This window comes from Streptomyces sp. NRRL F-5122 (genome assembly GCF_001507435.1).
Taxonomy (GTDB): Bacteria; Actinomycetota; Actinomycetes; order Streptomycetales; family Streptomycetaceae; genus Streptomyces; species Streptomyces lannensis.
The window spans coordinates 41967-55289 of the sequence record NZ_LMWH01000237.1 but is presented as its reverse complement, the minus strand read 5'-3'; the positions used below and the strand labels follow the sequence as shown (position 1 = coordinate 55289).

At 71.6% G+C, this 13323-nt stretch carries 11 protein-coding genes; 8 read left to right on the top strand and 3 right to left on the bottom strand.

The features are described 5' to 3' along the window. Window positions 1-41 precede the first annotated feature (41 nt). The 4 genes from ADL25_RS24845 to ADL25_RS24830 all read left to right on the top strand — a co-directional run bounded on the left by ADL25_RS24845 (window position 42) and on the right by ADL25_RS24830 (window position 2686). Window positions 42-674, top strand: coding sequence for an AIM24 family protein (locus tag ADL25_RS24845; protein WP_059130042.1), 633 nt, complete (start codon window positions 42-44; stop codon window positions 672-674). A 1-nt stretch (window position 675) separates the two neighbouring features. After that, window positions 676-1326 carry an AIM24 family protein gene (locus tag ADL25_RS24840; RefSeq protein WP_059130041.1) on the top strand — a complete coding sequence of 217 codons (651 nt, stop codon included), beginning with the start codon at window positions 676-678 and terminating at the stop codon, window positions 1324-1326. Window positions 1327-1364: 38 nt separating this feature from the next. Next, complete coding sequence (locus tag ADL25_RS24835) at window positions 1365-2117, top strand: AIM24 family protein (RefSeq protein ID WP_402522797.1); 753 nt, start codon at window positions 1365-1367, stop codon at window positions 2115-2117. Between the two features lie 92 nt (window positions 2118-2209). Next, complete coding sequence (locus ADL25_RS24830; RefSeq protein WP_059130039.1) at window positions 2210-2686, top strand: MarR family winged helix-turn-helix transcriptional regulator; 477 nt, start codon at window positions 2210-2212, stop codon at window positions 2684-2686. Between the two features lie 90 nt (window positions 2687-2776). Here ADL25_RS24830 and ADL25_RS24825 read toward each other — a convergent pair whose 3' ends face one another. The 3 genes from ADL25_RS24825 to ADL25_RS24815 form a co-directional block, all read right to left on the bottom strand. Beyond that, entirely contained in the window at window positions 2777-4141 is a 1365-nt protein-coding gene (locus tag ADL25_RS24825; protein WP_063805744.1) for an MFS transporter, read from the bottom strand. Window positions 4142-4328: 187 nt separating this feature from the next. Continuing rightward, window positions 4329-5285, bottom strand: a complete 957-nt coding sequence (gene meaB, locus ADL25_RS24820) for a methylmalonyl Co-A mutase-associated GTPase MeaB (protein WP_059130038.1) — start codon at window positions 5283-5285, stop codon at window positions 4329-4331. A 46-nt stretch (window positions 5286-5331) separates the two neighbouring features. Continuing rightward, entirely contained in the window at window positions 5332-6534 is a 1203-nt protein-coding gene (locus ADL25_RS24815) for an acetyl-CoA C-acetyltransferase (protein WP_059130037.1), read from the bottom strand. A gap of 148 nt (window positions 6535-6682) precedes the next feature. Between ADL25_RS24815 and mce the strand changes: the two genes are divergently transcribed. The 4 genes from mce (at window position 6683) to ADL25_RS24795 (ending at window position 13321) form a co-directional block, all read left to right on the top strand. After that, window positions 6683-7123, top strand: coding sequence for a methylmalonyl-CoA epimerase (gene mce / locus ADL25_RS24810; RefSeq protein WP_059130036.1), 441 nt, complete (start codon window positions 6683-6685; stop codon window positions 7121-7123). A 233-nt stretch (window positions 7124-7356) separates the two neighbouring features. Then, a complete protein-coding gene (scy, locus tag ADL25_RS24805; protein ID WP_059130035.1) occupies window positions 7357-11142 on the top strand; it encodes a polarized growth protein Scy in 3786 nt (1261 codons plus the stop codon). Between the two features lie 181 nt (window positions 11143-11323). After that, window positions 11324-12259: a hypothetical protein gene (locus tag ADL25_RS24800; protein WP_059130034.1), complete on the top strand. Its 936-nt coding sequence runs from the start codon at window positions 11324-11326 to the stop codon at window positions 12257-12259. Between the two features lie 84 nt (window positions 12260-12343). Next, on the top strand, window positions 12344-13321 hold the full coding sequence (locus ADL25_RS24795) for an ABC transporter ATP-binding protein (RefSeq protein WP_059130033.1): 978 nt from the start codon (window positions 12344-12346) through the stop codon (window positions 13319-13321). Window positions 13322-13323 lie beyond the last annotated feature (2 nt).

Below are 13323 nucleotides of genomic sequence, written 5' to 3'. Positions count from 1 at the left end.
GTCCGCTCCCCCCGCCCGGCCGCTACCGTCGCCACGTGGCGATGTTCCGACTCCAAGGCAGCAAGGTGCTGGCCGTCGACATGACCGGGGACGCCGTGAAGGCGAAGAACGGCTCCATGGTCGCCTACGACGGGCAGATGGCCTTCAAGAAGCTCACCGGCGGCGGTGAGGGGCTCCGGGGAATGGTGACCCGGCGGCTCACCGGCGAACAGATGACCGTGATGGAGGTGCGGGGGCACGGTACGTGCTGGTTCGCGGACCGGGCCTCCGAGATCAACCTCGTCGATCTCCAGGGGGACAAGCTGTACGTCGAGTCGAGCAACCTCCTCGCGACCGACGCCGGACTGCGCACGGGGACGACGTTCACCGGGCTGCGCGGCACCTCGCAGGGCAACGGCCTGTTCACGACGACCGTCGAGGGCCACGGCCAGGCGGCGATCATGTCGGACGGTCCGGCGGTGGTGCTGCGGGTGAGCGCGCAGTATCCGCTGACCGTCGACCCCGGCGCGTACGTGGCACACCGGGGCAATCTGCGGCAGTCGTTCCAGTCCGGGGTGACCTTCCGCACGTTCCTCGGCGAGGGCGGCGGCGAGGCCTTCCAGATCCGCTTCGAGGGGGACGGACTGGTCTACGTCCAGCCCAGCGAGCGCAACACGATCGCGGGGGACGTCTGACATGGCCTTCCGCGAAGTCAACGCGAAGATGATCGAGGCGACGGTCGTCCCGGGGCAGCGGCTGTTCAGTCAGCGGGGAGCGATGCTCGCCTACAAGGGCGACGTCTCCTTCACGCCCGACATCCAGGGCGGTCAGGGCGGGGTCATGTCGATGATCGGCCGCCGCGTCGCGAACGAGGCGACCCCGCTGATGACGGTCGAGGGCAGTGGCACGGTGCTGTTCGGGCACGGCGGCCACCACATCCAGGTGATCCACCTCACGGGCGACACCCTGTACGTCGAGGCGGACCGGCTGCTCGCCTTCGAGGGGACCCTCCAGCAGGGCACGATGTTCATGGGCTCGCAGGGCGGGGTCATGGGCCTGGTGCGCGGCCAGGTCACGGGCCAGGGGTTGTTCACCACGACGCTCACCGGGCGCGGCGCGGTCGCCGTGATGGCGCACGGCGGGGTCTTCGAGGTGCCGATCACCCCGCAGCGCCCGGTCCACGTCGATCCCCAGGCGTACGTCGCCCACCACGGCGACGTGCGCAACAAGCTCTCGACGGCACTCGGCTGGCGCGACATGGTCGGCCGCGGCTCGGGCGAGGCGTTCCAGCTTGAGCTGAGCGGCAGCGGTGCGGTGTACGTACAGGCGTCGGAGGAGAAGCTGTGACCACCTACCCGGGCGCCGGCCCCGTCGTGCACGACCCGATGACCCTCCCGGTCGACGAGAACGTCAACAAGTACACCTTCTGCGTGGAGCTCAAGGGGAGCCAGTGGTTCCTGCAGAAGGGCAAGATGATCGCCTACTACGGCTCGATCGAGTTCAACGGCGTGGGGCACGGGCGGCTCGACCGCGTCGTCCGCACGTCCTTTCATTCGCCACTGCACGCGGGCGACTGGGTGGTGGCCGACGGCTCGGGCAAGATGCTCCTCGCCGACCGGGCCTTCGACGTGAATTCATATGACCTGGACGACGGCAATCTGACCATTCGCTCGGGCAACCTCCTCGCTTTTCAGCCAAGTCTCTCCCTCAAGCAGTCGATCATTCCGGGCTTCCTGACCCTGATCGGAACCGGCAAGTTCGTCGCCGCGTCAAACGGTCCGGTGGTGTTCATGGAACCCCCGATCCGGGTGGACCCGCAGGCCCTGGTCGGCTGGGCCGACTGCCCGTCGCCCTGCCATCACTACGACCACGGGTACCTGACCGGTGTATGGGGCGGTCTACGTGCGATGACGGGGCTCGGGGGCGCCTCCGGGGAGGAGCACCAGTTCGAGTTCGTCGGAGCGGGTACCGTCCTGCTCCAGTCCACGGAGACACTGATGGCGGAGCAGGCCACGGGAGCGGTCCCGAACGAGCCCGGAGTACCTGGCGGCGGCGGGGTACCCGGTCACCAGGGGCCGCCGGGGGCACCGCGCCTTCCCGGACAGCTGGGGGACCTCCAGCGTCGCTTCGGGCTGTGAGCGGTAGTCTGCGGAGTGTGACATCGAACGCGTGCGCACCGTCACACCACCCTCACTAGTTCGCCTTTCAACCTTTTAGGTAGACTTGATTCATGGAGACCGAGACGGCCACGCGCTGGCTGACCGATGCGGAGCAGTGCGCCTGGCGCACCCACCTGGAGGTCAACAGGCTGTTGACGTACCAGCTCGAGCGGGACTTGCAGCCGTTCGGCCTGACGATGAACGACTACGAGATCCTCGTGAATCTCTCGGAGTCGGAGGGCATGCGGATGCGGATGAGCGACCTCGCGGCCGCCACCCTCCAGTCCAAGAGTCGCCTGTCGCACCAGATCACCCGCATGGAGAACGCGAATCTGGTACGGCGCGAGAACTGCGAGTCGGACCGTCGGGGCCTGTTCGCGGTCCTCACGGACCAAGGCCTGGAGACGATGCAGAAAGTCGCACCGCACCACGTGGCGTCCGTGCGGCGGCACTTCATGGACCTGCTCTCCCCGGACGACCTGGAGCAGCTCCACAAGTCCCTGCGCCCGATCGCGGAACACCTGCGGGGGCAGCGGGGCAAGCCCTAGCGGTACCCCGGGGTCACCCGGAGTCGTGGGCGGCCGGCGGATGCGCCGGCACCGCCGACCGCCCCGACGGGCACCGCACGACGGTGACCGTCAGCGCCGCCGACCGCCCCGGCGCCCCTGCCGCGCGCCGCGGGCGGACGGAACGGCCGGGAACCCGCCCCCGGCCTCCGGCGCGACATCCACGGGCACGGCGCCGACGGACCGCTCCCGGTCCGTCGCCGGTGGTCCGGGCCGGCACCGCCGCGCCCCGAGCACAGCGCCCGGCCGGCCGGCGAGAGCGGCGACGGCCGCGGTCAGCGTGGCCGCGCCGGACACGGCGAAGCAGACGCCCAGCGGCAGCCGGCCCAGCAGCACGCCCACCGCCGCCGAGCCCGCCGAGCTGCCCGCGTTGACCGCCGTGTTCACCCAGGCTCCGGCCTGTGTGCGCAGGCCCGGTGGTGCCGACTCGTCCGCGATCAGGTACGACGTCGTCAGGGCGGGGGCGATGAACAGGCCCGCACAGGCCACGGCCGCCGTCAGAACCGCGACGCCGGGAGCGATGCCCGCCACGGCCAGCGTCAGCCCGAGCGCCGCCGCCGGCACCGGCAGCCTGACCCGGGCGCTCGTGCGCCAGTCGACCGCGCCGTTCAGCAGCCCGCCGACGGCGCTGCCCGCGGACAGCGCCGCCAGCACCCACGCCGCGACGCCGTCGCCGTAGTGCCGCTGCTCGGCGAAGGCCAGGACCAGCAGATCCAGCGCGCCGATCCCCAGCCCGACCCCGGCGGCCACCGTCACCGGCTGGGCGAGCCCCGGCGCGAGCCGCGGGCGCCCCGTGGACCGGCCCCGCCGCGCCGTGCCGGGCCGGGTACGGGCCACCGGCGGGCACGCGACGAAGACGGCGGTGCCGACGGCCACCAGCAGCGCGCTGAGGGCCACTCCCGCCGCAGGCGGCGCCCACCGCACAAGTGCGCCCACCAGCAGCGGCCCGGACACGAACAGCAGTTCCTCGACCACTCCGTCGAGCCCGAAGGCGCGCTGCAGCAGTCGGGGATCGTCGATCAGCCCGCTCCACACGGCCCGCATCGTGGGCCCCAGAGGGGGCGGGAAGGCACCCGCGGCCAGGGCGAGGCCTGCGAGCAGCGGTGCCGGCGCACCGGGCCGCCAGCTCGCCACTGCGAGCGCCGCGAGCAGCCCGGCGTGGATCAGTGCCATGGGTGTCAGCGCCCGTCCGGGCCCGTACCGGTCGACGAAAGCCGCCCGCAGCGGCGAGAGGAGGACCGTGGTGGCACCGAAGAGCGCCATGACCGTACCGGCCACGGCGTAGGACCCGGTGGCCCTGGTCACGGACAGCAGGACGGCGATGGACACCGTCCCGTACGACAGCCGGCCGACCAGCGCGGCGGCGAAGGTGCGGCGGGCGTGGGGGACACGCAGAACGGCGGCATACGAAGGCCGCCCGAAAGCAGGCGTGGGCATGTGGAGGTTCCTCGACGGGAGGCATGGAAGGGGGACGCCTGAGTGCCGCGACGACCACGGCCGGACGCCGTGTGCCGATCGCGGACCTGGGCAGGCCCTATGCCAAGAGGAGGAACATGCGGATCAACGTAGCAGCGGGTGCCGGGGCCCGTCACGGGCTTTCCCGGCACCCGGCACCGATGGCCGTTCAGCCGTTCGTGAGACCCGCCACGAGTTCGTCCGCCGCCCGGTAGGGATCAAGCTCCCCCGCCACGATCCGCTCCGCCAGCGCGCCCAGACGGCGGTCGCCGTGCAGATCGCCGATCCGCTCCCGCAGCGCCGTCACCGCGATCGTCTCGACCTCGTGGCCGGCGCGCTTGCGCCGGCGCTCAGCGAGCACCCCGCGCTCCTCCATCCACGCCCGGTGCTTCTCCAGCGCCTCGACGACCTCGTCGACGCCCTCGCCGCGCGCCGCGACGGTCTTCACGATCGGCGGACGCCAGTCGCCCGGGGCGCGCGACTCACCGAGCCCCAGCATGTGGTTCAGCTCGCGCGCGGTCGCGTCCGCGCCGTCGCGGTCGGCCTTGTTGACGACGTACACGTCGCCGATCTCCAGGATGCCCGCCTTCGCGGCCTGGATGCCGTCGCCCATCCCGGGCGCCAGCAGCACGACCGAGGTGTCGGCCTGCGAGGCGATCTCCACCTCCGACTGGCCCACGCCGACGGTCTCCACCAGGATCACGTCGCAGCCCGCCGCGTCCAGCACCCGGATCGCCTGCGGAGCAGCCCAGGCGAGGCCGCCCAGATGCCCGCGCGTAGCCATCGAACGGATGTACACGCCGGGGTCCGAGGCATGCTCCGACATCCGGACGCGGTCGCCCAGCAGCGCACCGCCCGAGAAGGGCGAGGACGGGTCGACGGCCAGGACGCCGACCCGCTTGCCCTGCTTGCGGTACGCCGTCACGAGCGCCGAGGTGGAGGTGGACTTCCCCACCCCGGGCGAGCCGGTCAGGCCCACCACATAGGCCCCGCCCGTGAGGGGGGCGAGGGCCGCCATGACCTCCCTGAGCTGCGGGGACGCCCCCTCGACCAAGGAGATCAGCCGGGCCACGGCCCGCGGCCGGCCTTCCCTGGCCTGGGCGACCAGCGAGGAGACGTCCTGCATCACAGCTCCGTTCCGATTCGTGACGACGTGGCGAGGTACGGGATGGTCAGGCCTTGGGCACCCGCACGATCAGGGCGTCGCCCTGACCGCCGCCGCCGCACAGGGCGGCCGCGCCCACCCCTCCGCCGCGCCGCTTCAGCTCCAGGGCGAGGTGGAGGACCAGCCGCGCCCCGGACATCCCGATCGGGTGCCCCAGGGCAATGGCGCCGCCATGGACATTCACCATTTCGGAGGAAACCCCGAGATCCTTCATTGACTGCACGGCAACCGCCGCGAACGCCTCGTTGATCTCGATCAGGTCGAGGTCCGAGACCTCGAGGCCCTCCTTCTTCAGCGCGTGCCGGATCGCGTTCGACGGCTGCGACTGCAGGGAGTTGTCCGGGCCCGCCACGTTGCCGTGGGCGCCGATCTCGGCGATCCACTCCAGGCCCAGCTCCTGCGCCTTGGCCTTGCTCATCACGACCACGGCCGCCGCACCGTCGGAGATCTGCGAGGAGGAGCCGGCCGTGATCGTGCCGTCCTTGCTGAAGGCCGGACGCAGCTTCGCGAGCGTCTCCACCGTCGTCTCGCCGCGGATGCCCTCGTCCTGGCTGACGAGGACCGGCTCGCCCTTGCGCTGCGGGACCTCCACCGGAGCGATCTCGGCCTCGAAGACGCCGTTCTTCTGGGCGGCGGCGGCGCGCTGGTGGGACAGCGCGGCGATCTCGTCCTGCTCCGCCCGGCCGAGGCCCAGGCGGACGTTGTGCTTCTCGGTCGACTCGCCCATGGCGATGCCCTCGAAGGAGTCGGTCAGACCGTCGTGCGCCATCGCGTCGAGCATCTGCACCGCGCCGTACTTGAAGCCCTCGCGGGACTTCGGCAGCAGGTGCGGGGCGTTGGTCATGGACTCCTGGCCGCCCGCGACGATCACGTCGAATTCACCCGCACGGATCAGCTGGTCGGCGAGCGCGATCGCGTCGAGCCCCGACAGGCACACCTTGTTGATCGTCAACGCCGGGACGTTCATCGGAATGCCGGCCTTGACCGCGGCCTGACGTGCGGGGATCTGCCCGGCACCGGCCTGCAGCACCTGCCCCATGATCACGTACTGCACCTGGTCGCCGCCGATCCCCGCACGGTCCAGGGCGGCCTTGATCGCGAAGCCGCCGAGGTCGGCTCCGGAGAAGGATTTCAGCGAGCCGAGCAGCCGTCCCATCGGGGTGCGGGCACCCGCCACGATGACGGAGGTCGTGCTGTTCGTTCCAGACATGAGCTGCGATCCCCTTCCGGCCTGCACAGCCGAGGAGTGAACGAGGGTTTACTTCGAATGTACTGAGCGGTAGTCCGCCCCGTCATCAAGCCGTCGGTGTGATCGCGCGCACGTTGCGTAACCACTTCAGGAGCGCTGCACTAACAGCATGCTGACGCGAATCGACCACATCGGGATCGCCTGTTTCGACCTCGAGAAGACCGTCGAGTTCTACACCTCGACGTACGGCTTCTCCGTGTTCCACACCGAGGTCAACGAAGAACAGGGCGTGCGCGAGGCCATGTTGAAGATCAACGACACCGACGACGGCGGTGCCTCCTACCTCCAGCTTCTCGAACCCGTCCGCGAGGACTCCACCGTCGCCAAGTGGCTGGCGAAGAACGGCGAGGGTGTGCACCACATCGCCTTCGGTACCGCGGATGTCGACGGGGACTCCGCCGACATCCGCGACAAGGGCGTACGCGTTCTGTACGAGGAGCCACGAGTCGGTTCCATGGGGTCGCGGATCACCTTCCTGCACCCGAAGGATTGCCACGGAGTTCTGACAGAACTGGTCACATCCGCGGCTGTTGAGTCACCTGAGCACTGACTCCCGTACATATGGGCCGGTAGGGTTGGGGGCGGTCGCCGCTCCACCAGGGCGACCGGGTCCCGCCCGACCGGTGGGACACGAGGCCGGGGTCCGGGTTTCGGGGGACGAGCGTCGGGGCAGCAGCCCATGCTCCGTCGTTGATCTGACACCATTCCCCGGGGGCACCGTTCGGCGGATGGACGGAGCTCGTTTGGAGAGACTTGCGACCAGGGGACGGATGGGACCGCGCAGTGCGGGGCTACGAACGCCAGGAGCGAGAGCCGGCGGCTGACGTCGATCACCTCTCTCGGTTCGAGGCCGAGATGGAGCGGCTGAAGACCGAGCGGGAAAAGGCGATCCAGCACGCCGAGGACCTCGGCTACCAGGTCGAGGTGCTGCGCGCCAAGCTGCACGAGGCGCGCCGCACCCTGATGACCCGTCCTGCCTACGACGGGACCGACATCGGCTATCAGGCCGAGCAGATGCTCCGTACTGCCCAGATGCAGGCGGACCAGCTGCGGGCCGACGCCGAGCGCGAGCTGAGCCAGGTCCGCGCGCAGACGCAGCACATCCTCCAGGAGCACGCGGAGCAGGTCGCGCGCCTCCAGGCGGAACTGCACGCGGAGGCCGTCACCCGTCGGCAGCAGCTCGACCAGGAGCTGGCCGAGCGCCGGCAGACCGTCGAGTCGCACGTCAACGAGAACGTGGCGTGGGCCGAGCAGCTGCGCGCCCGCTCCGAGTCCCAGGCGCGCCGTCTGGTCGAGGAGTCGCGCGCCGAGGCCGAGCAGGCGCTCGCCGCCGCCCGCGCCGAGGCCGAGCGGGTCACCGCCGAGGCCCGGCAGCGGCTGCAGAGCGACGCGGAGGCCGCCCGCGCCGAGGCCGACCAGATCCTGCGCCGGGCCCGCACGGACGCCGAGCGCCTGCTGAACGCCGCGTCCTCCCAGGCCCAGGAGGCGACCGACCACGCCGAGCAGCTGCGCTCCTCCTCGGCCACCGAGTCGGACGCCGCCCGCCGGCAGTCCGCCGAGCTGAGCCGTGCCGCCGAGCAGCGGATGGCCGAGGCCGAGACGGCGCTGCGCGAGGCGCGTGCCGAGGCGGACAAGGTGGTCGCCGAGGCGAAGGAGGCCGCGGCCAAGGCCCTGGCGGGCGCCGAGTCGACCAACGAGCAGCGCACCCGCACCGCCAAGGAGCAGGTCGCCCGGCTCGTCAGCGAGGCCACCAAGGAGGCCGAGAGCACCAAGGCCGAGGCCGAGCAGGTCGTCGCCGACGCCAAGACGGAGGCCGAGAAGATCCTCGCGGAGGCCTCGGAGAAGGCCCGCAGCATCACGGCCGAGGAGACCGCCTCCCAGCTCGCCAAGACGGCCCGCACCGCCGAGGACGTCCTGACCAAGGCGGCCGACGACGCCAAGGCGACCACCAAGGCCGCGGGCGAGGAGGCCGAGCGGATCCGCCGCGAGGCCGAGACCGAGGCGGACCGGCTGCGCGCCGAGGCGCACGACATCGCCGAGCAGCTCAAGGGCGCGGCGAAGGACGACACCAAGGAGTACCGCGCCAAGACGGTCGAGCTGCAGGAGGAGGCGCGCAGGCTGCGCGGCGAGGCCGAGCAGCTGCGTGCCGAGGCGGTGGCCGAGGGCGAGGGGATCCGGGCGGAGGCCCGTCGCGAGGCCGTCCAGCAGATCGAGGAGGCGGCCAAGACCGCCGAGGAGCTGCTCGCCAAGGCGAAGGCCGACGCGGACGAGATGCGTGCGACCGCGACCACCGACAGCGAGAAGGTGCGCACCGAGGCCATCGAACGCGCCTCGACGCTGCGCCGCCAGGCCGAGGAGACCCTCGAGCGCACCCGCAGCGAGGCCGAGACGCAGCGCGCCGAGGCCGTCGAGCTGTCGGACGCGATCAAGGAGGAGGCCGAGCGGGCCGCCCGTGAGCTGCGCGAGGAGACCGAGCGTGGGGTCGAGGCGCGCCGGGCGGACGCGGCCGCGGAGCTGACCCGTCTGCAGACCGAGGCCGAACAGCGGTTCACCTCCGCAGAGGAGGCCCTCACCGACGCCCGCGTGGAGGCCGAGCGGATCCGCCGCGAGGCCGTCGAGGAGGGCGAGCGGCTGCGCTCCGAGGCAGCCGAGCGCATCCGTACGCTCCAGGCGCAGGCCGAGACGGAGGCGGACCGGCTGCGCACGGAGGCCGCCGCCGACGCGTCCGCCTCCCGTGCCGAGGGCGAGGCCGTCGCCGTGCGTCTGCGCACGGACGCCGCGGCCGAGGCCGAGCGGCTCAAGACGGAGGCGCAGGACACCGCCGACCGGGTACGCGCCGAGGCGCAGGCCGCCGCCGAGCGGCTGGCCACCGAGGCCACGGAGACGCTCGCCGCCGCGCAGGAGGAGGCGACCCGGCGCCGCCGCGAGGCCGAGGAACTCCTCGGTTCGGCGCGCCAGGATGCCGACCAGGAGCGCGAGCGGGCCCGCGAGCAGAGCGAGGAACTGCTCGCCGTGGCGCGCGCCCGGGTCGAGGAGGCCCAGACCGAGGCCGTACGGCTGGTCGAGGAGGCCGACCGGCGGGCCACCGAGATGGTCTCGGCCGCCGAGCAGCACGCCCAGCAGGTGCGGGACTCCGTGACCGGGCTGCACGAACAGGCGCAGGAGGAGATCACCGGCCTGCGCTCGGCCGCCGAGCACGCGGCGGCGCGCACGCGCACCGAGGCGCAGGAGGAGGCCGACCGGGTCCGCGCCGACGCCTACGCGGAGCGCGAGCGGGCCGGCGCAGACGCGGCACGCCTGCGGCAGGAGGCCGCCGACGAGACGGAGGCCGCCAAGTCCCTCGCGGAGCGGACGGTTTCGGAGGCGATCGCCGAGGCCGACCGGATCCGTTCGGACGCCGCCGAGCATGCCCAGCGTGTGCGGGCGGAGGTGTCGGACGCGATCGCCACGGCCGACCAGGACGCGGCGCGCACCCGTGCGGAGGCGCGCGAGGACGCGAACCGGATGCGGTCGGACGCCGCCGCCCAGGTGGACACCCTCATCACCGAGGCGACGGCGGAGGCCGAGCGGCTCACCGCGGAGACCGCCGCCGAGGCGGAGCGGCTGCGTGCCGAGGCAGCCGAGACGGTCGGCTCCGCGCAAGCGCACGCCGAGCGCATCCGCTCCGAGTCGGAGCGCGTCAGGGCCGAGGCGGCCGCCGAGGCCGAGCGGATCACCTCGGCCGCCCGCGAGGAGGCCGAGCGGACCCTGGACGAGGCCCGCAAGGACGCCAACAAGCGGCGCTCCGAGGCGGCCGAGCAGGTCGACACGCTCATCACGGAGACCACCTCCGAGGCCGACAAGCTGCTCACGGAGGCCCAGCAGACCGCGCGCAGGACGACCGCGGACGCCGAGTCGCAGGCCGACACCATGGTGGGCGTCGCCCGCCAGGAGGCCGAGCGCCTCGTCTCCGAGGCCACGGTCGAGGGCAACTCGCTGGTGGAGCGGTCCCGGTCCGACGCGGACGAGCTGCTGGTCGGCGCGCGCCGGGACGCGACCGCGATCCGGGAGCGGGCAGAGGAGCTGCGCGACCGCATCACGAGCGAGATCGAGGAGCTGCACGAGCGGGCGCGGCGGGAGTCGGCCGAGGCCATGAAGTCGGCGGGCGAGCGGTGCGACGCGCTGATCAAGGCGGCCGAGGAGCAGCTGGAGAAGGCCAAGGGACAGGCGAAGGAGATCGTCTCGGAGGCCAACTCCGAGGCGGGCAAGGTCCGTATCGCCGCGGTCAAGAAGGCCGAGGGGCTGCTGAAGGAGGCCGAGCAGAAGAAGGCCAGCCTGGTCGCCGAGGCGGAGAAGATCAAGGCCGAGGCGATCCACGAGGCCCGTACGGCCGTCGAGGAGGGCAAGCGGGAGCTGGAGATCCTGGTGCGCCGCCGGGAGGACATCAATGCGGAGATCTCCCGTGTCCAGGACGTCCTGGAGGCGTTGGAGTCCTTCGAGGCCCCGTCGAGCGGCGGCAAGGACGGAGGCGTCAAGGCGGGAGCCACCGTGGGTGCGCCCCGTTCGGGTGGCAAGGCGTCAGAAGGCTAGTCAGGAGAGCGGATTCTGTGCTCGCCGTGACGTTTCACACAGCTTCTGGCAAGGCTTCGGACAGCCAGCCACCCAAAAGGAGGGTCATTCTCCAGATCAAACACGCATCCGCTCGATGACACGCCGCTTTGACCCCTAGGATTCCCCTATCACCTCACCGGTCTCATTCGACAGGAACCCCATGAGCGACACTTCCCCCTACGGCTTCGAGCTTGTGCGGCGTGGGTACGACCGCGCTCAGGTGGACGAACGGATCTCCAAGCTCGTCTCCGACCGTGACAGTGCTCTCGGCCGTATCACCGCCCTGGAGAAGCGCATCGAGGAACTCCACCTCGAGACGCAGAACGCCCAGGCAGCCGTCACCGACGCGGAGCCGTCGTACGCGGGTCTCGGCGCGCGCGTCGAGAAGATCCTCCGCCTCGCCGAGGAAGAGGCCAAGGACCTGCGCGAGGAGGCCCGTCGCGCCGCCGAGCAGCACCGCGAGCTGGCCGAGTCGGCCGCTCAGCAGGTGCGCAACGACGCGGAGTCGTTCGCCGCGGAGCGCAAGTCCAAGGCCGAGGACGAAGGCGTCCGGATCGTCGAGAAGGCCAAGAGCGACGCCTCGCAGCTGCGCGCCGACGCCCAGAAGGACGCGCAGTCCAAGCGCGAGGAGGCGGACGCCCTCTTCGAGGAGACCCGCGCCAAGGCCGCGCAGGCCGCCGCCGACTTCGAGACGAACCTCGCCAAGCGGCGCGAGCAGTCCGAGCGCGACCTCGCCTCCCGCCAGGCCAAGGCCGAGAAGCGCCTCGCCGAGATCGAGCACCGTGCCGAGCAGCTCCGCCTGGAGGCCGAGAAGCTGCGCACGGACGCCGAGCGCCGTGCCCGCCAGACGGTGGAGACGGCCCAGCGTCAGGCCGAGGACATCGTGGCCGACGCCAACGCCAAGGCCGACCGCATCCGCTCGGAATCCGAGCGCGAGCTGGCGGCGCTGACGAACCGTCGCGACTCCATCAACGCCCAGCTCACGAACGTCCGCGAGATGCTCGCGACGCTCACGGGCGCCGCTGTCGCCGCCGCGGGCTCGCCGGCCGAGGACGAGCCGATCTCCCGCGGAGTCCCCGCGCAGCAGTCCCGGTAACACGGGGCGTACGGCATCCGAACATCCGAGAAGCCCTCCGCCACTGCAGTGGCGGGGGGCTTCTCGGCGTTCTAGCGTGTCCGCATGATCGAGCTCGAGGGGCTGACCAAGCGGTACGACGAGAAGCTGGCGGTCAACAACCTCACCTTCACCGTGAGACCGGGTGTCGTCACCGGTTTCCTCGGGCCGAACGGGGCCGGCAAGTCCACCACGATGCGCATGGTGCTCGGGCTCGACCACCCCACCTCCGGTGACGTCCGTATCGACGGCAAGCGCTACGACCAGATCGAGGACCCGCTCAGGTACATCGGCGCCCTTCTCGACGCCAAGGCCGTGCACGGCGGCCGCAGCGCCTTCAACCATCTGCTGTGCCTGGCGCAGAGCAACGGCATCCCCGCAGCCCGTGTCCACGAGGTCCTGGACACGGTCGGTCTGACCGGCGTCGCACGGAAGAAGGCCAAGGGGTTCTCGCTCGGCATGGGCCAGCGCCTCGGCATCGCCGCGGCCCTGCTCGGCGACCCGCGGATCCTGATGTTCGACGAACCGGTCAACGGGCTCGACCCGGAGGGCATCCACTGGATCCGCACCCTGATGAAGTCCCTCGCGGCGCAGGGCAGGACCGTGTTCGTCTCCAGCCACCTCATGAGCGAGATGGCGCTCACCGCGGACCATCTTGTGGTCATCGGCCAGGGCCGGCTGCTCGCGGACACCTCCATGGCCGACTTCATCGCGAAGAACTCCAGGTCGTACGTCCGTGTCCGCTCCCCGCAGCGCGAACGGCTGCTCGACGTGCTGCACGAGGCGGGCATCACCGTCGTCGAGACCGGCGGCGGAGCACTGGAGGTGGACGGCGGCAAGGCCGAACCGATCGGCGAGCTGGCCGCCCGCCACCAGATCGTGCTGCACGAGCTCAGCCTGCAACAGGCCTCCTTGGAGGAGGCGTTCATGCGGCTGACGGCACAGTCGGTGGAATACCACGCGCACTCCGAAGCCCCCGGCGGCACCTGGGCGCAGCCCGTTCCGCGCGGGGAATGGGGCGCGGACTGGAAGAAGGGAGCCTGAGC

What these genes read in the sequence shown, in the direction of transcription:
- ADL25_RS24835 (WP_402522797.1), top strand. Translation starts at nt 1,365, where the DNA reads ATGACCCTCCCGGTCGACGAGAACGTCAACAAGTACACCTTCTGCGTG.
- mce (WP_059130036.1), top strand. Translation starts at nt 6,683, where the DNA reads ATGCTGACGCGAATCGACCACATCGGGATCGCCTGTTTCGACCTCGAG.
- ADL25_RS24815 (WP_059130037.1), bottom strand. Translation starts at nt 6,534, where the DNA reads ATGTCTGGAACGAACAGCACGACCTCCGTCATCGTGGCGGGTGCCCGC.
- ADL25_RS24800 (WP_059130034.1), top strand. Translation starts at nt 11,324, where the DNA reads ATGAGCGACACTTCCCCCTACGGCTTCGAGCTTGTGCGGCGTGGGTAC.
- ADL25_RS24840 (WP_059130041.1), top strand. Translation starts at nt 676, where the DNA reads ATGGCCTTCCGCGAAGTCAACGCGAAGATGATCGAGGCGACGGTCGTC.
- ADL25_RS24795 (WP_059130033.1), top strand. Translation starts at nt 12,344, where the DNA reads ATGATCGAGCTCGAGGGGCTGACCAAGCGGTACGACGAGAAGCTGGCG.
- ADL25_RS24845 (WP_059130042.1), top strand. Translation starts at nt 42, where the DNA reads ATGTTCCGACTCCAAGGCAGCAAGGTGCTGGCCGTCGACATGACCGGG.
- ADL25_RS24825 (WP_063805744.1), bottom strand. Translation starts at nt 4,141, where the DNA reads ATGCCCACGCCTGCTTTCGGGCGGCCTTCGTATGCCGCCGTTCTGCGT.
- ADL25_RS24830 (WP_059130039.1), top strand. Translation starts at nt 2,210, where the DNA reads ATGGAGACCGAGACGGCCACGCGCTGGCTGACCGATGCGGAGCAGTGC.
- meaB (WP_059130038.1), bottom strand. Translation starts at nt 5,285, where the DNA reads ATGCAGGACGTCTCCTCGCTGGTCGCCCAGGCCAGGGAAGGCCGGCCG.